This is a genomic window from Pristimantibacillus sp. Z349TD_6, from assembly GCF_056173205.1.
Map to the genome: position 1 here is coordinate 4,351,594 of NZ_CM149662.1, position 16,713 is coordinate 4,368,306.

A 16,713-nucleotide genomic window follows, 5' to 3' on the forward strand; every position below is an offset into this window, starting at 1 on the left:
TCTACAGAAGCCGCCTTATCACTCAGGCGCCCCGCTTCGTAAGGGTATTGTGTAATGAATAAGCGTCAGTTGATATCATTATGGGAAAATATCTATTGTTTTATAACCTAGATTACAAGGAGTTTATACAAAAAAAGCTTCGCCTTTAAAAAATAAAGGCGAAGCTCGTATGCGATTCCTATGCTTCATTTAAATGGATCGTGCAATTATACAGCTGAGGATGCCATTTCTCATCTCGCAGCTCCAGGATAGAATAAGACAAGTTGGATAAATATTGATCCTCAAGACCCGAACATATCTCTTCCATGATTTGAGCCAAAAAGCTGCCATGAGAAACGACAAGCAAGTTGCGCTTTGGATACTTCAGCTTCCATTCATTAATTGCGCTCAAGCCTCTTGCTCTGACCTCAGCATTAGACTCTACACCTTCAGCAATTTCTCGCCAATTCGTTCCCCAGCGCTCGTGACGCTCTTGCTCCTTCGTGCCTTCAACCTCGCCAAAATACCTCTCTCTCAAGCGCGGCTCACTTTCAAGCAAAGGAATATTTAACTTCGAAGCGATAATCTGTGCAGTCGCATGAGCCCGCTGCAGATCACTCGATATAACAGCATCCCATATCTGGTCTTCACGGCTTAATCGCTCTGCCAATGCTTTGGCTTGCACAATACCTACTTCATTCAGCGGTATATCCGTTTGTCCTTGAATCTTTCCTTGTTCATTCCAGTCCGTCTTACCGTGGCGCACTAATCCAATTAACAAGCCGTATTCAGCTCCTTTATATAGTAGACATAACAAAAGCTCCCTAGGGAGCTTTATCATACATCAACATTAGCTTCGTGTTCTAGAAAGCCAGTTCAAAATTAGCAGCGTCATAATAAGTCCAAGCAAGGACAATGCAACATAATATTGCGGGAAGGCCGGCATAACCTTTAGAACGAATGGCTCGCTAATGCTGGCAACCGGAACCTCTGCATAAAATCCTGCTGTAATTACACCATCGCCAGACGCATTTGCTGTGTCCATCAATCCGCTTAGCTCGGCGATTTCAGCTTGTGAAACACCGCCATCATTATCAAATATGAATACAAAGAATGCACTTGCAAACAAAGCCATGCAAGCTGCAACGATCAGCGCGATATTACGGCGAAACGACTTCGAAAACTGATAGCTTTTGTGCGGAACAGGCATTAACCAAGATTCCTCAGCGTAAATGCGATCCATCACATTTCGATTCACATGCTCCATAGGACCGAGGCTCTCATCTTCCTCCGATAAGAAACGAATGATATCCTCGCTCTCTTCCCACAGCTCAAACTGCTCCGCACATGTCTTGCACTCAAGCAAATGAGTGTCTATTGCTATCCGCACTTCATCGTGATCAGCTAAATCCCAATATTCGCCGAATTTGTCTTGCGCATCGTTGCAATTCATCTCGTATTCATCCCTTCGAATTCCTCCATCAGCGGCGATTGTCCGAAATACGGCTCCAGCTGCGTTTTTACGCTTGCTCTTGCTCGGAATAGCAGTGATTTAACAGAACTGACCGTTTGTCCTAAAATATTAGCAATTTCTTGATAGTCCAGCTGGTCATATTCCCGAAGAATAAGCGCTGAGCGTTGTTTTTCTGGCAAGTTGTTTATCGCTTCTCGCACCATCGCCATACGTTCATTTCTCAGCACATGCTGCTCTGGAACCGCATCAAGAGCTGCGACAGGCTCGAATCCCGATTCATCAAGCGATACATGCGCTGATTTTTGCTTGCGAAGCTCGCTAAGTACTGTATTTCGCGCAATTGTATATAACCACGTCGAAAAAGAAGCATCCAATTCGCGAAACGAATGAAGGCTGCGGTAGGCTTTATAGAACGTCTCAGAACACAAGTCTTCGGCCATAAGCTCGAGCTTTGCACTCTTCAGCATGTGATAAATAAACGCTAAAATTTTTCGTTGGTAGCGCCGCATAAGCTCGGAGTACAGCTCGACATTGCCATCCTTTATCTCTCGTATCAACTGGGAATCAGTCATGACAGGCGAACCTCCTCCACCTGCGGATTATTCCCGGACCGCTATATATCATTGTACCGTCCCGGGAACGAAAAGTTGCGGTGTTTATCATAATTAATTCAAAAAACACGAATATACATATAATTCGTGTTTCGAGGGCAAATTCCTGCCTCTTTCGACAAAAGGATAAAATACAATATTTTTACAAATGTGGATGCGCAATTATAGGTTTTGAACGCAAGCTGATCCATAACTATGTATTGGAAATAAAGTTTTATTCTACTCGCCTTACAGAGTTCTTGCAATATAAATCGCTTTCTTTAGGCTGGAAAAGGTTCACATTCATGATTATTGGCTCCTATGGAGAACATGACAAGGCACAATAATATAAACAACAATTTGGAGGTAATAACAGTTATGAAAAAAACAATTATCGCCGTTTTCTCAGCATGTTTAATCTTTAGTGCAAGCTCTGCTGTGTACGCTGCTGCTCCTGTATCTGAAAAAGAAATGCATATGAAGAAAGTGGAAGAAAAGAAAAAGCATAATATGCATGTGAAAAAAATGGAAGCAAAAAAGAAACATAAAATGCATGCTAAAAGCCTTCATGCAAAGAGTATTCACACTAAAAAAGCGCATGAAAAAAGTCTTCACGCAAAAAGCATGAAAGCAAAAACCTTGAAAGCAAAAAACTTAAGAGCAAAAGAGATTACTAAAATGCCGAAAACCGGCTTCGGCGGCGCCAGCGAACAAGCTGAATAAACAGTAAAAAACGAGGGGACCTACTTTCCCCTCTTTTTCTAACTTTGAAAAAGTTCATATTGCAAATGATAACTGCAGCTATTTTTGCCGGGAGTACAGCCTGCAGCTACTCAAATGATCAAGATCATAGTAATAAGCCTCAAATAACAATAACAAAATCTGATTATAATGAACCCATTGTAAAAGCAGAAACCATGTCGAGTCCACCACCTACAAATGATAATCCAATCATTTCGAATACAATTTCTAAAGTAAAATTAGAGGGAATCGTACCCATTAAATTATCCATTCCCGCTTTAGAAATCGATGCGATCATAGATCCAGTAGGCATAACAGAAAACGGCCAAATGGATGTTCCATCAAGCACCAAAAGGGTAGGGCTATTATCTAATGGCATTCTTCCTGGCATGGTCGGCAATTCAGTTATAGATGGACATGTTGACAGCCATACAGGACCAGCCGTATTTTACAGATTAAAGAACATAAAATTAGGTGACATGATTTCAATAAAAAGTAAAGAGGACTGCACCATCGATTTTATAGTGGAATCGATTGAAATATTCAAAACATCCGAGGCTCCCCTTTCGAAAATTTTTGGTCCCGCGGATGAGTCTCGTTTAAATTTAATTACATGCACTGGTAAATTCAATCGTAAAAATCAAGAATACTCAGAACGGCTCGTCGTTTTTGCAAAACGACACTCCAATAAAAAAATATGCAAAGCTGCAAGCAGCGAAAACCCATGATCTGATTCAGTTGTATAGTGGATGTCAAAACGACGCCATTATTTGAATCATTGATGGGTTTTTTCTATCGTATTCATACTTCTAACCGCATATGTACTTTTACTTTTTTGTCATTTCCCTCCCCTTTCTATTTCCTTCTACTAGTCACTTGACATAGAAACTATGCCTCTGTAACAAACACACAAACACTTAAATAGATACAAACATATCTTATAGAGCAGTCAAATAAGAGGAGGTTTTTAAATAATGGCTCATAATATCGGAATTATCCTCGTTCTTTTCATTCTATTGGTTATTGTCGCTTGCAGCTGCGGTGTTTTCGGCCGTAATGAGAGAAACGATGACAGAGAAGAAGACAACTATGTACGCAGCAATGAAAACAATAGAGTAAGCGACAGAGGTTACAGCGGTGGTTGTGGAGTAGGCTATTAATCCCTCAATTTCGCTTGAGACATGGATAATTTGTATTTCCCTGCCAAACAACCAATAACTATACGGCATCCATGTATAACTTATTTTCTAAACAGCAGCAAGGAGGTGAATTTCTTATGTCAGGATCAGTTGGCGGTACTCACAATAACATTGGTTTTATTCTCGTGTTGTTTATTTTGTTAGTCATTATTTCTTGCAGCTGCGGTATTTTTGGTGGCAGATACTAGTCGTATATTAGATCCAGCTTAACAAGCTTCCATTAGATTATTTGCTCTATCTTCATTTACTAGTCTAATGACATTGAAACTATGTCTATGTAACAAACACACAATCAAAAAATGAGAGTCAATCATACGTTATATAGTAGTTAAATAAGAGGAGGTTTTTATATAATGTCTCATAATATCGGTACGATCTTGGTTCTTTTCATCTTATTAGTCATTGTTGCTTGTAGCTGTGGCGTATTGGGCCGCAATGAAAGAAGAAATGAAAATCGAGTTGAAAGTGTCAACGAAAAAAGAAATGACAGAGTGAGCGACAGAGGTTACGGCGGCTGTTGCGGAGGCTACTAATCCTATTTTCACCACTTTGCTCGTTCTATGAGATGGATAAACATACTCTCTCTACCCATTATCCTGTCTTATAGCTATAGCTTTGACTAACTTGCTCTATAAGATAATACAAGGAGGTGAATTTTTTATGTCAGGATCAGTTGGCGGTGTAAATAATAATATTGGTTTTATTCTTGTACTCTTCATTTTGCTCGTGATTATCTCTTGCAGTTGCGGAATTTTCGGTGGTAACAACTACTAATCATTAGCTACTGGATACGACTTATTCACTTGTCCTACAGACTGCAGAGTATCCTGAACGGTCTTTCTTATAAAAAACCTCTAATCCCCTATTATAGGTTAATGATACTGGGCATATGTCACCCCATGACAAATATCCAGTCACTTAGCTTTTGCAATGCATACCTTACAATGTATTCAAGTCGCAAGGAGGTGGATGTTTAATGTCAGGATTCGTTGGTGGTGCTAATAATAGTATTGGTTTTATTCTGGTACTGTTTATTTTGTTGGTGATTATCTCTTGCAGCTGCGGTATTTTCGGTGGAGGTTACTAATAAATAATAATTGAAGGGCTTACTGCTGCTCTCACGCATTCAAAATGCTGAATACACTTAAGCCTCTCCAGAAGACCCATTATGTGGGTCTTCTTTTTTTCATTCTGTATCTAGTCCTTGCTTACATACTCAAAAAAAGCCTACACACGCTCTTTCAGCTGCAGCCCTCATGAATTGAATTACCTTTTTTATGAAAGTATTGACAAAATAGTAAAACCACTAAATAATAAAATTAATACATTAGTTAGTAAATTAATTAATTTGAGGAGGTCTTTTATTGAAAATATTCATTACAGGAGTTACTGGGTATGTTGGCTTCGCAGTAGCTCAACAATTCCTATCCCATGGTTATCAAGTTTCCGGATTAGTTCGGACACAAGAAAAAGCTGAGCAATTAATAAAATTAGGCATCTCCCCTGTAATAGGCGATCTTGCTGATCTGATTTTGCTGGCGGAATGTACTCATGCTGCTGATGGTGTCATTCATACTGCTATTTCGCATAATTCTGACATGGAAAAACTAGATGTTCTTGCAGTTGATTCCATGTTAGAAGGTTTGGAGGGCACTGGCAAAACATTCGTATATACGAGCGGAACGTTAATCTATAACGATACGCATCATGATGTCGTTGATGAGGATTCGCCTGTAAAGCCTCTGCCATTCCTGCAATGGAAAGCAATTCAGGAGCAAAAAGTGCTAACAGCTGCTGAGAGAAACATTTGTACAGTCGTCATTCGACCAGCTCTCGTTTACGGACGTGGAGGTGGTTTAGTTGGGGCAACTATTCAAAGAACGAAGCTTACTCAATTCGCCAAATACGTTGGTGATGGACTTAACGCGTGGTCAACCATTGATGTAGATGACTTGGCTAACCTTTATGCATGCGCTTATTCATTTGCATCTCCTGGATCGTTATTTAACGCAGCTTCCAGGGAACTCATTACGACCAAAGATCTCATGATAGCTATAGGCAAAATTGCCGGCGTCGCTGAAATTGAATCGTGTAGTTATGAAGAAGCTGTTCATGTTTTGGGCCCTGCTGCTTGGGGAGCGAGCATTAACCAAAGAATATCTGGTTTGCGTGCTGAACAACAGCTGCAATGGAGTCCCTCTGCCAACTCGATCGTCAAAGAAATGGAGAAAGGCTCTTACCAAGCTATGGCAAAAATAAAACGATAGTCCGTTACCGGATTATCGTTTGGATGCTGCGCTATCTTCATAAGTATTCAGAAATTTTATGGATTTAGCTAATATTCGGATGAGTTGCTCGGTGTCATCTGCACCTAGATGTTCTCGCAAGTGCTGAAAACGTTCAAATAGCTCTGTCTCCCTTGCTCCAACAAATTCATGTCCAGCTTCCGTTGCTGTAACAAGAATGGATCGTCGATCACTTGCATCCATCGTACGAGTAATATACCCGTTCTGTTCAAGAGATTGTATAACATGCGTCACAGCAGCTGAGGTTATTTTCAACTGTTTGCTTAGATCGGAAACTTTGATGCCATTAGAACCCGGCGGACATAAATACGTCAAGTAAACAAGCAAGTTTGATTCGCTCTGCCGGAGCTCCTTAGAAGGACTAAACACATGACCGACACGCTTCAATTGTCCGAATACGAGTGCAAGTTCCTTCGTTAAGTGATCTATATTCGTTCCTTGAAAGTTATCGTCATTACTCATACCATTATGAGCCCCCATAAGCTTTTTCCAATTTATTTTTAAATTATTTACTAAATTAATAATGATGTCAAGATGGAAAGTCAAGCTTCATTTGAATGGATGGATCAACGTTAATCCTTTCCTTATCTTTCATTTAACGGTTTAAACGTCCTGCCAGCGATGAGTATGTACTGTAACTCGTTTGGCTGAATGATCGTGCCTCCGCCTGCGTTTAATTGTTTTTTGATGATGGCATCCTTTTTAACAGCTGGTCTTGGCCTATCCTTTATATCCACTGTAGAATCATCTGCATCCATGACGGATGAGTGTTCAAAATATACGATGGTATGCAGATCCTCTTGTCCCTCAGGTATATCTTTCCCAGTACTATTTTTGGCAGTTACAGTTAGATCGATTAGCGATACTTTATTTTTCACAAAGACATTATATGAAATTTCTATAGGCTGGAACGCATTGGGGTCTGCTGTTCTTGCTATCCCTACTCGGTCATCGTCAGAAAGGTACTTCAGTTTTCCTTGCTTTAATAATCGTTCGTCATTCAAAGTGATCACATTATTTTCATTCGTGACTTTAAAAGAGAAGGAATCAAAAAGTATACGAGCTGGAACGAGCAGAAAACCTTTTTCCACTACTGCTTTAGTGTCCATCTCTACATTTTGACCATTAACCTTTGCAGTCTTATTGCCTGCCTGAATTTGAACAATGTTCTCCCCTTCTTTAATTTCGGCTGTTTTCGTTTGGTTATTATAAGAAACTGCAGCACCCAGCAATTCACTTACAGATCTTAATGGTAAAATCAATCGATTCTGTTTATCAACATAAGGTTCCTTTGGATAGGTATATGCTACATAATAGTTGTTCATTTTCAAAATAACGGGTGTACTTTTTTTTGGTGCAGCATAACTGACAGCTGTTATGGAAAACATCATTACACCCGCAATGGTCAATTTTATTAATTTTCTCATCATTTAACAAACACTCCTTTTTTAGCATTTATCGATAAAACGTATTTCTCTAACCATTTGTTGCACTAAAGCCCGAATTAGGTAATGCTTTTCAAATTTTGAAATGATATATTGAAATTATTAGCTAGGAAGGGATGATTACCGATGTTATGCATCTTTATCGAATACTTCAAATTTACAGATGTTAAAAATCTACCTATAAATCATAAGGATGGTCCTATTTGAAAATTAACAATAGCAATAATATCCCTGTCCGTTTTTTCATAAACGACAAAATTAAGCTTGAAAAAAATGCTTTAGCAGAACTTGATCAGCTCCTCACCGTAAATGAATCTGTAGAAACCCTGAAACAGCACACTAGCGGTTATTTTACGAACGAAAATGCAAAAATTGAAGAGGTAGCGATCACTCCCGATTTCCACAAAGGCAGCGGCATTCCGATTGGTACAACTATCTTCACCAAAGGATTTGTTATCCCTCAAGCTGTAGGCAATGACATTAATTGCGGCATGCGGTTATACACGACATCGCTGAAGGAAGATGATATCCGGTCGAATCTTAAACAAATCGAATCCGATATTCGTCATATTTTCTTTGAAGGCGGACGCCATATTCCAATGACAAGGGTGCAGCGTGAAGCTATTCTCAAAGAAGGATTAATGGGTATTCTCATGACACAGAAATCGATTAAGTGCAATGGTTTGTGGGAATTTTATGATGCGAAGCAGCAAGAGGACGACCTTTTAAAGGTAAATCGATTTGGTTCATTTATTACGGATAAAGTAGATGGACTGGACAGTTATTTAGGCAGCGATGATTTGTCCTACGATAGTCAGATTGGATCGATCGGCGGCGGCAATCATTTTGTAGAAATTCAGAAAGTAGTGAATATACGCAATCATGCTTTGGCAAAGGAATGGAATATCAAAGCTGGCCAAATCGTCGTTATGATTCATACAGGCTCTGTATCTATCGGACATCACGCAGGTCTGAACATCAAAGAAATGCTGAAAGAAATTTACCCTGCCTCTCTTAAGCATCCAAGCAATGGGATCTATGTCCTGCCTCATTCCGAACAATATGAATATCAATGGAATCGTTATTGGAACCTCCTTCATAACGCAGCAAACTTCGCTTTTGCTAATCGCTTATTTCTGGGGCTTATGCTTCAAAAGTCTTTGTCCAAAAGCTTAAAGGATTTTGAGTATAAATTGCTTTACGATGCCCCTCACAACTTTGTATGGGAAGAAACGATTGATGGCAGCGAAGGTTTTATCCATCGCAAAGGCTCTTGCACAGCAAAGTCAGCAGAACAAATGGCCAACACCCCTTTTCAATTTACGGGCGAGTCGGTCTTTATACCTGGTTCCATGGGAGCGAAAAGCTACATCATTGCAGGACTTGGCAATCGTGAGAGCTTATTCAGCGCTAGTCATGGTGCTGGTCGAAGCCTTTCAAGAGGAGATTCAGTAAAAGTAGATGATGCTTTGTTTCGCGAGTTTATTTCCAAGTTTAATATTGTTACACCTATTGATCCGAACCGTAACGATATTAAATCCAGACAGGATATACTCAAGAAATGGGAAGAAGAGTTGAAGAAAGAGGCTCCATATGCTTACAAGGATATCAATGCGATCATTGAATCACATGAAGAACACGGCATGGCACAAATTGTTGCAGAAGTTGAACCTATTTTAACGATAAAAGGGTAAAGCTTTTTATATTGAAGGTTTACTTGTTTAAAATTAAATAATTCATTTTTAATAATCATAACAGCAAAAGGCCACGTCCTTGTGACGTGGCTAACTGACAACGCTCTATTTTAGACAGCTTTATTTTAACCATGCATCCAATAAGTGTGAAACAGGATTATAAATGTAGATAATCCCATCCAAAGGGTTGGGGAGTCCAATATGTAAAGCTTCAGCAATACCTATTAAGGTTCCAAACAGCAGAAGAATGGAAAATATCCATAATTCTTTTTTGGATTTTCCTCTTAATAGCGCAGGAACATCAATGGCGATAATTAAAGCGACCGCTACAAGGATCACTATGATAGGTACCATATGTGCATCTTCACTCCTCTTTCCTCATCTCTTCCAGAAAGGAATTAGACACCGTACCTAAATGTCGAATCTTATGATTTACCTTCACGTTTACTGGCATCGTCTCAAACGTGTGATCCCAATTTTTTTTGAGCTTTCTCCATTCTTTAGGATTCGATCGATGAATAACATCCCCAAATCCAAAAATATCAACTTTGTATTTCTTCTGCACTTTTTTTACTGCCGCGTCAATGAAACCTTCCACTTTGCTGTTTGCTAGCCTTTCTACTTCAGCAATATTTTTCGTCTCCAACAAATCTATCGAACATTGTACTTCCCCTATATTAATTTCTAATCGTACTTCGATATCGATCTGAGGTTGTCCATCCTTTACGCTGCCTTTGACCTTCGTCTTAGACCGAATGACCTCGAACGTAATTTTGCCACCTTGTGGACAAGTAACATAACCAACTGTGCTTTTAATTTCATCGCTAATATAGTTGTATGCTTTGCTTTCAGTTTCATTTAGCCAACCAATCAACTTATCCTTCTTAAATACCGCTAGTCCCGAATATTGTAATGTAGTTGGGGTCAGAACCTTTTCCATATTTCTCTTTTCTTGCCCTACTTGCTCGTCCCCCAAAACGACAAGACCTGTTAATACAGGATCTCTTCCTTCGCTCACGAGTGTAGTAATAAGCTGATCCAAGGTAACCGTTGTTGTTGGAGCCCATTGCTTCTCCGAAGTCTGAAGGGTAGAGAACAGACTCACAGCGGGGATCGTTTCCAGCTTTGTTAATACTTTTAGCGTATTCTCGGCAGTCGTATGCTTTGATACAACAATAAAGAAATCAGTACGAATTTCTTCATCTCTAGATAAGAGATCTAACGCCTGACCTATACCTTCCTTAGCTAAGGATTCGCCAAGAACCACAATGCGCAGATGGGAAGGATAAATCTTACGTGGGTTAACAGTAGTCATTTTGCGTATCGCTTCGAAAATGGTATTTGCCGTGATTTGATATGTTGTGACGGGTGTCTTGTCGCCGCCCTTCTTCCCTGCTACTTCAGTCGGCTCGACGACTTGAACGGAAACCTTATATTGATTTCCGACCTTGTCTATTCCCAAAGCTACGGCGATTGCCAGCTCATTCAACTCTCGGCCTTTCCAACAACCTGTGACAAATAGGAGCGAGATGACAATTAAACAGAGTAAACTTCTTTTACGCTTCATCGATTATCCACCTGCATTATCACGCGTCGGTTCAGAATGATTACTTTGTTCGCGAACGATGTTGTTTTTATTGATCAATCTAGGTCGCGTTAGCATTGCCCAGCGGGGAAATCGGAAAATGGTATCCTTTTGCTCCTCAAGATTAAATGGTGCAAACGGACTCAGATAGGGAACACCAAATGAACGCAAACTGCACAAGTGAAGAACGAGTGCAAAAATCCCTACAATAATGCCGAACAACCCAAAAGAAGCTGCAAGTATCATCAAAGGAAAACGAAGCATTCTAAAGGTCATGGACATATCGAAGGCGGGAAGCACAAAGCTGGCAATCCCCGTTAGTGCGACAACGATTACCATGGCAGCAGATATAATCCCTGCCTCAACAGCCGCTGTTCCAATTACCAATGTTCCGACAATGGAGACGGCCTGTGCAATCGCCTTTGGCATTCTTAAGCCAGCTTCCCGTAAAATTTCAAACGTTACCTCCATCATGACGGCCTCGATGAACGCTGTAAAAGGTACCCCTTCTCGTTGAGCAGCCAAGCCGATCAACAGCTGCGTAGGCAACATTTCCTGATGAAATGTAGTGATAGCAATATAAAGGGACGGACCTAACAGAGAAATGAAAATACAAAGAAAACGAAGCATACGAATAAGTGTGCTAATGTCCGCGCGTGTATAATAATCCTCAGCAGCCTGTATAAACGAGATAAACAATGCAGGGACGACCAAGACAATCGGCGTTCCATCAACCAAAATGGCTACTTTTCCTTCCAAAAGCTCAGCTGCTATAACATCCGGACGTTCCGAATGATATAACGTAGGAAAAGGAGTATAGGTTTTTTCCTGAATTAATTCCTCAATGTAGCCGCTCTCCAATATGCTATCAATATCAATCCGATCGAGACGACGATGCACTTCTTCTACTATCTTGTCATTTGCAATTCCTTTGATATACATGATCGATACATCGGTTTTTGTTACTCTGCCAATTGACTTCGTTGTGAGCCATAAATTAGAATCTTTTATTTTGCGGCGGATTAACGCCGTATTGGTTCGAATACATTCTGTAAAACCTTCTTTTGGTCCCCGAATGACAGTCTCTGTCGTGGATTCCGTGACTGCACGGTCTTTCCAGCCTCTCATGCCGATGATGAACCCTTGGGCGCAACCATCCAATAAAAGAATGACATCTCCAGACAACAAAGCAGTTGTCAAAGAACCAAATTCAGAAACATCCTTAATAGCTCCGACCGTTAGAATTTGATCCTTCACAACTTGAAGGATCTTATCTGGGCTAGATACGTTTGGGTTAAGCTCTTTATTAGGGATGCTTGGCATTAACGATTCGATGATGAATTTCTGGACAGATTGCAGATCCGTTAAACCATCTGTATAAAATATTCCAGCTTTAAACTTCTCTCCCGCTCCAATCTGAATTTCTCTGATCACAATATCGCTGCTATGACCTAGCATATTTTTTACATATTGAATATTATCATCAAGGCTTAAATTCAACCTTTTTTCTTGGGCAGCTTTATTGGAATCTGTTCGCTTGCTTGCAGTAAGCTCCATATCGTTTTTGGATTGATTATTGAAAAACCCCATTTGTCTATATTCCTCTCTGCTATGAAATAGGGTGAGTTTTGCGAAAAGATCTTTTACATTTGTTAACCAAACTCCGTTGATTCATACATTCATTGAATGGGGAGAGTGTCTAGGGCCAGTGTTTATCCAACTGAGTAAAAGGCAACAATTAGAAGATGCTACAATGCTTTTGTCAAAGCTAATGGGGAATGGTTTTTACGGACTAAATAATATAGCGCGGATAACATAGAAAGAGGCCAAAAATGGTAAGAGACATCAAAATAAATGTGCGTCAATTTACAGTGTTAGTCATATTGTATTCCGTCGGTACTGCTGTCTTAATTATTCCATCAACATTAGCTGAAATCGTCAAACAAGACGCTTGGATCGCAGCTGTTCTTGGCGTGGGATTAGGGATGTTACTCGTATTATTGTACAATGCCGTAGGCAATATTTATCCAGATATGACCCTAGTTGAAAAAAATGATAAACTTCTCGGACGCTGGCTTGGCAAGGCCGTTTCTATTACCTTTATTTTTTTTGCATTCATTACAGCGGCAGATCTTTTGTATTATATGGCGGATTTTATAACAACACAGATCATGGCCGACACACCAGCGCAAGCTATTCATATTCTTTTTGCTTGCGTAGTCATCATGGGAGTTCGTCTTGGTCTTGAAAATCTAGCACGGACAGCGGAGTTTTTTTTCCCTTGGTTCGTTTTATTATTTATCATATTAGTCATATTCATCTCGCCGCAAATCGACTATCACAACATTCAACCCGTATTTGATACTGGAATAAAACCGATGATTCGTTCTACCTTAATCTTCACAAGTATTTTCTCTCTATCCCCTGTTATTTTTTTAATGATTTTCCCTGTTTCAGTGAATCAACCTAAAAAAGCTCAAAAAGCTTTTTTGATAGGTACATTTATAGGGGGAATCATTTTAATTATTATTATTGCTTTGGCTGTTCTAGTTCTCGGTCCTGATACAACGGGAAGACATATGTATCCAAGTTTTGCACTAGCCAAAAAAATAAACACAGGAAATTTTATACGTATTGAAGCCATAATGGCTGGCATATGGTTTGTCACGATTTTTTTTAGAACATCACTGTATTTTTACGCTGCTGTAATCGGTCTTGCACAAACGTTGAAGTTAAAAGACTACCGCTCACTTACGTTACCTTTAGGGATGATCATGGTCGTATTTTCCCTCATTTTACATCCTAATGTCCTTCATGGAAGTGAATTCAACAAAGGAGCATGGATACCTTATGTCTCGACATACGGACTCATTCTTCCTTTGATTTTATTAGGAGTTCATGCGTTTCGAAAACAGTTTTTAAAAAACTAAAGCTTGAAAATAGGCTGTCCAACAAGTCATTTAGACGATTGGACGGCCTATATTAATTTCCCTCACTTACTCCAGCAGTGTTCATCGATTCGTTACATTTCACCCTCCATATAGCTCTATCGAGTCATATTATTTTCACTTCATAAAGGGCATACTGATTTAAGCCCAATTGGAAGCTGTAATCATTTGTTCATTGTGAAATACATCACATAGTTTGAAAGCGAGTGAAACCATGAAAGAAAATAAACAAAATCGTTCAAAACAACAGGAAAAAAAATTAATTATGTTATGTGCGGTTGTAACGCTGCTCATGCTGCTGTCGATCATCCGTAAATTTATGAGCTAGTTCAAACAAAAATCAATCATCTAAGGAGTGAATCCCATGCTGCTTAACGGCTATGATCCCGTTGTATTCAGTCGTATACTAACCTCTCTCACCCTTGGCTTCCACATCATCTATGCCACGATAGGTGTCGGCATCCCGCTGATGATAGCACTAGCCGAATGGATCGGCATTAAACGAAATGACTTTCATTACCTGCTGCTTGCAAGGCGCTGGGCTCGCGGCTATGTAATCACCGTTGCAGTCGGAGTCGTGACAGGAACAGCTATTGGCCTACAGCTAAGTCTGCTATGGCCAAGCTTTATGAGAGTTGCTGGACAATCTATCTCCCTGCCTCTTTTCCTTGAAACCTTTGCATTCTTTTTTGAAGCCATCTTTCTCGGTATTTACCTCTATACTTGGGATCGCTTTAAAAATAGGATGACGCATTTTTGGCTGTTGATTCCCGTCGTTATTGGTTCTTCAGCTTCAGCTTTCTTCATTACGATCGTGAACGCATTTATGAATTACCCGGTTGGATTCACTTTAGTTAATGGTGAAATCGCGGACGTTAATCCTATCGCAGCAATGCTTAGTCCGGCCATGCCGACTAAGGTAGCACATGTGCTCTCTTCAGCTTACTTAACCTGCGCATTCATACTCGCAGCCATTACGGCATGGTCGCTGCTTAAAGGAAAAAAACATATTTACTATAAGAAAGCTTTAAAGCTCACAATGGTTTGCGCTTTTGTATTTATGATTTCTACTGCGCTTATCGGCGATTTGTCGGGAAAATATCTTGCAAAATATCAACCCGAGAAGCTGGCTGCAACGGAGTGGCATTTTGAAACGATGGGCAAAGCGCCGCTTATACTCGGAGGTATCCTTACCGAAGACAACGAAGTGAAATACGGACTGAAAATCCCGTTTGGCCTAAGCATCCTCGCTCACAGCAATCCGTTTGCTGAGGTTACTGGATTAAATGAATTTCCTGAGGATGAGCATCCGCCTCTATGGATTCATTATCTCTTTGACATCAAGATGGCTTATGTAGCCTTTATGGTGCTGGTCTCCCTTCTATTTATTATTGAAATGGTTCGAAAAAAAGGGAATACATACCGCCGCTGGCTTCTTTGCGCCGTTGTTATTGCCGCTCCAGTAGCGATACTCACCATTGAGCATGGTTGGATTTTCTCAGAGGTTGGCCGGCAGCCGTGGATCTTAAGAGGCATTATGCGTACTGCGGAAGGAGCAACGACATCCGATCATGTTGATTTGATGCTTTTGCTATTTGCTCTGCTTTATCTTGTGCTTGGCATTTCTTCTGTAAGAGTTCTAATAAAAATGTTCCGAAATAATCACGCTGAAGATGAAATAGCTGCCTACGAGAAGGAGGCTCATGATCCATTATGAGTTATGAAGTCATTGGTATTACCGTGCTCTGGACTTTTCTGTTTGGCTACCTCATTATCGCTTCTATTGATTTTGGCGCCGGTTTTTTCAGCTATTACAGCTCCATTACTGGAACGAGGCATCTGATCCATTCCATCATTGATCGGTATTTGTCCCCAGTATGGGAGGTCACCAATGTTTTTCTCGTGTTCTTTTTTGTCGGGTTTATCGGATTTTTTCCGGATACCGCCTATTATTATGGAACTGCGTTGCTTATTCCGGGTAGCATTGCCATCGTGCTGCTTGCCATTCGCGGGGCTTATTATGCTTTTAATCATTACGGCTCACGAAGTCGGAAAATCTATACACTCATGTACGGGGCTAGCGGCTTGCTTATTCCAGCTGCCTTATCAACGGTACTAACGATCTCAGAAGGAGGATACATCAAGGTTACAGACGACGGAAAAGTAATATTTCTCGTTAACGAACTGTTTAGAAGCAGCTATTCCTGGTCCGTTGTTCTGCTCGCCCTTGTAAGCGTGCTGTACATATCGGCTATGTTCTTAAGCTTCTATGCTCATAAAGCGGGCGATGCTCCTGCATTTAAGATCGTTCGAACATACGCGCTCGTATGGAGCTTACCGACAATACTTAGCAGCCTTCTTGTTTTCTTCGCTATCCATGACCATAATCGTGAGCACTATGAGAAAATGCTGGACAGATCATGGATGTTCGCTTTATCCTTTCTCTTTTTTATGTTAGCCGTTTACTTGGTGTGGAAGCGCCAGCGACTTGGATTATCGTTTATCTTCGTCATTTTGCAGTTTGCTTTCGCGTTTTATGGATACGGCTCAGCTCATCTGCCTTACATTCTGTATCCCTATTTGACCATACACGATAATTTCACAAATGATTCGATGGCTATAGCGCTAATCGTAGCATTTGTACTCGGCTTGCTGCTTCTGATCCCTTCACTATACTTGCTGATGCGTCTGTTTTTATTTAACACAAAATACGTCAAAGGCAAATAAATACCGTAAACGAAAGCAGGTGTAC

At 40.3% G+C, this 16,713-nt stretch carries 19 protein-coding genes; 11 read left to right on the top strand and 8 right to left on the bottom strand.

Features of this window, described 5'->3' with window-relative positions:
• Window positions 1-178 precede the first annotated feature (178 nt).
• The 3 genes from AC0VYE_RS19010 to AC0VYE_RS19020 all read right to left on the bottom strand — a co-directional run bounded on the left by AC0VYE_RS19010 (window position 179) and on the right by AC0VYE_RS19020 (window position 2,025).
• Window positions 179-760 carry a histidine phosphatase family protein gene (locus AC0VYE_RS19010; protein ID WP_475442560.1) on the bottom strand — a complete coding sequence of 194 codons (582 nt, stop codon included), beginning with the start codon at window positions 758-760 and terminating at the stop codon, window positions 179-181.
• Between the two features lie 69 nt (window positions 761-829).
• Window positions 830-1,432, bottom strand: coding sequence for an anti-sigma factor family protein (locus AC0VYE_RS19015; protein WP_076265684.1), 603 nt, complete (start codon window positions 1,430-1,432; stop codon window positions 830-832).
• The gene (locus tag AC0VYE_RS19020; RefSeq protein ID WP_076265683.1) at window positions 1,429-2,025 is read right to left on the bottom strand and encodes an RNA polymerase sigma factor; all 597 of its coding nucleotides are present in this window, start codon (window positions 2,023-2,025) and stop codon (window positions 1,429-1,431) included. The genes AC0VYE_RS19015 and AC0VYE_RS19020 overlap by 4 nt, the downstream gene beginning before the upstream one ends.
• Window positions 2,026-2,421: 396 nt before the next feature.
• Here AC0VYE_RS19020 and AC0VYE_RS19025 point away from each other — a divergent pair, with 396 nt between their 5' ends.
• The 7 genes from AC0VYE_RS19025 to AC0VYE_RS19055 all read left to right on the top strand — a co-directional run bounded on the left by AC0VYE_RS19025 (window position 2,422) and on the right by AC0VYE_RS19055 (window position 6,250).
• The gene (locus tag AC0VYE_RS19025) at window positions 2,422-2,766 is read left to right on the top strand and encodes a hypothetical protein (protein WP_475442561.1); all 345 of its coding nucleotides are present in this window, start codon (window positions 2,422-2,424) and stop codon (window positions 2,764-2,766) included.
• 65 nt (window positions 2,767-2,831) lie between these two features.
• On the top strand, window positions 2,832-3,512 hold the full coding sequence (locus AC0VYE_RS19030) for a class F sortase (protein WP_475442562.1): 681 nt from the start codon (window positions 2,832-2,834) through the stop codon (window positions 3,510-3,512).
• Window positions 3,513-3,758: 246 nt separating this feature from the next.
• Window positions 3,759-3,944 (top strand): hypothetical protein, encoded by a 186-nt coding sequence (locus tag AC0VYE_RS19035; RefSeq protein WP_076265680.1) that lies wholly within the window; start codon window positions 3,759-3,761, stop codon window positions 3,942-3,944.
• A gap of 116 nt (window positions 3,945-4,060) precedes the next feature.
• Entirely contained in the window at window positions 4,061-4,171 is a 111-nt protein-coding gene (locus AC0VYE_RS19040; RefSeq protein WP_083681479.1) for a sporulation protein YjcZ, read from the top strand.
• Window positions 4,172-4,336: 165 nt separating this feature from the next.
• Window positions 4,337-4,516: a hypothetical protein gene (locus AC0VYE_RS19045; RefSeq protein WP_076265679.1), complete on the top strand. Its 180-nt coding sequence runs from the start codon at window positions 4,337-4,339 to the stop codon at window positions 4,514-4,516.
• Window positions 4,517-4,959: 443 nt separating this feature from the next.
• Window positions 4,960-5,070: a sporulation protein YjcZ gene (locus AC0VYE_RS19050; RefSeq protein WP_082360686.1), complete on the top strand. Its 111-nt coding sequence runs from the start codon at window positions 4,960-4,962 to the stop codon at window positions 5,068-5,070.
• A 277-nt stretch (window positions 5,071-5,347) separates the two neighbouring features.
• The gene (locus AC0VYE_RS19055) at window positions 5,348-6,250 is read left to right on the top strand and encodes an NAD-dependent epimerase/dehydratase family protein (RefSeq protein WP_475442563.1); all 903 of its coding nucleotides are present in this window, start codon (window positions 5,348-5,350) and stop codon (window positions 6,248-6,250) included.
• A 12-nt stretch (window positions 6,251-6,262) separates the two neighbouring features.
• Here the strand turns inward: AC0VYE_RS19055 and AC0VYE_RS19060 are convergent, their stop codons facing one another.
• Together AC0VYE_RS19060 and AC0VYE_RS19065 are read right to left on the bottom strand one after the other, a co-directional pair.
• Window positions 6,263-6,751 carry a MarR family winged helix-turn-helix transcriptional regulator gene (locus AC0VYE_RS19060; RefSeq protein ID WP_475442564.1) on the bottom strand — a complete coding sequence of 163 codons (489 nt, stop codon included), beginning with the start codon at window positions 6,749-6,751 and terminating at the stop codon, window positions 6,263-6,265.
• A gap of 122 nt (window positions 6,752-6,873) precedes the next feature.
• Window positions 6,874-7,719, bottom strand: coding sequence for a copper amine oxidase N-terminal domain-containing protein (locus AC0VYE_RS19065; RefSeq protein ID WP_076265676.1), 846 nt, complete (start codon window positions 7,717-7,719; stop codon window positions 6,874-6,876).
• A 218-nt stretch (window positions 7,720-7,937) separates the two neighbouring features.
• Here AC0VYE_RS19065 and AC0VYE_RS19070 point away from each other — a divergent pair, with 218 nt between their 5' ends.
• Entirely contained in the window at window positions 7,938-9,428 is a 1,491-nt protein-coding gene (locus AC0VYE_RS19070; RefSeq protein WP_475442565.1) for an RtcB family protein, read from the top strand.
• A gap of 120 nt (window positions 9,429-9,548) precedes the next feature.
• Here the strand turns inward: AC0VYE_RS19070 and AC0VYE_RS19075 are convergent, their stop codons facing one another.
• Genes AC0VYE_RS19075 through AC0VYE_RS19085 form a run of 3 tightly spaced genes read right to left on the bottom strand, consistent with a single transcriptional unit; the run spans window position 9,549 to window position 12,603 of the window.
• Complete coding sequence (locus AC0VYE_RS19075; protein ID WP_076265675.1) at window positions 9,549-9,782, bottom strand: hypothetical protein; 234 nt, start codon at window positions 9,780-9,782, stop codon at window positions 9,549-9,551.
• A 10-nt stretch (window positions 9,783-9,792) separates the two neighbouring features.
• Window positions 9,793-10,995: a Ger(x)C family spore germination protein gene (locus AC0VYE_RS19080; RefSeq protein ID WP_475442566.1), complete on the bottom strand. Its 1,203-nt coding sequence runs from the start codon at window positions 10,993-10,995 to the stop codon at window positions 9,793-9,795.
• Window positions 10,996-10,998: 3 nt separating this feature from the next.
• Entirely contained in the window at window positions 10,999-12,603 is a 1,605-nt protein-coding gene (locus AC0VYE_RS19085) for a spore germination protein (protein WP_475442567.1), read from the bottom strand.
• A 242-nt stretch (window positions 12,604-12,845) separates the two neighbouring features.
• Here AC0VYE_RS19085 and AC0VYE_RS19090 point away from each other — a divergent pair, with 242 nt between their 5' ends.
• The 3 genes from AC0VYE_RS19090 to AC0VYE_RS19100 all read left to right on the top strand — a co-directional run bounded on the left by AC0VYE_RS19090 (window position 12,846) and on the right by AC0VYE_RS19100 (window position 16,688).
• Entirely contained in the window at window positions 12,846-13,943 is a 1,098-nt protein-coding gene (locus AC0VYE_RS19090) for a GerAB/ArcD/ProY family transporter (protein ID WP_475442568.1), read from the top strand.
• Between the two features lie 382 nt (window positions 13,944-14,325).
• Window positions 14,326-15,678 carry a cytochrome ubiquinol oxidase subunit I gene (locus AC0VYE_RS19095; RefSeq protein ID WP_475442569.1) on the top strand — a complete coding sequence of 451 codons (1,353 nt, stop codon included), beginning with the start codon at window positions 14,326-14,328 and terminating at the stop codon, window positions 15,676-15,678.
• The gene (locus AC0VYE_RS19100; protein WP_076265670.1) at window positions 15,675-16,688 is read left to right on the top strand and encodes a cytochrome d ubiquinol oxidase subunit II; all 1,014 of its coding nucleotides are present in this window, start codon (window positions 15,675-15,677) and stop codon (window positions 16,686-16,688) included. Before AC0VYE_RS19095 ends, AC0VYE_RS19100 begins: the two co-directional genes overlap by 4 nt.
• Window positions 16,689-16,713 lie beyond the last annotated feature (25 nt).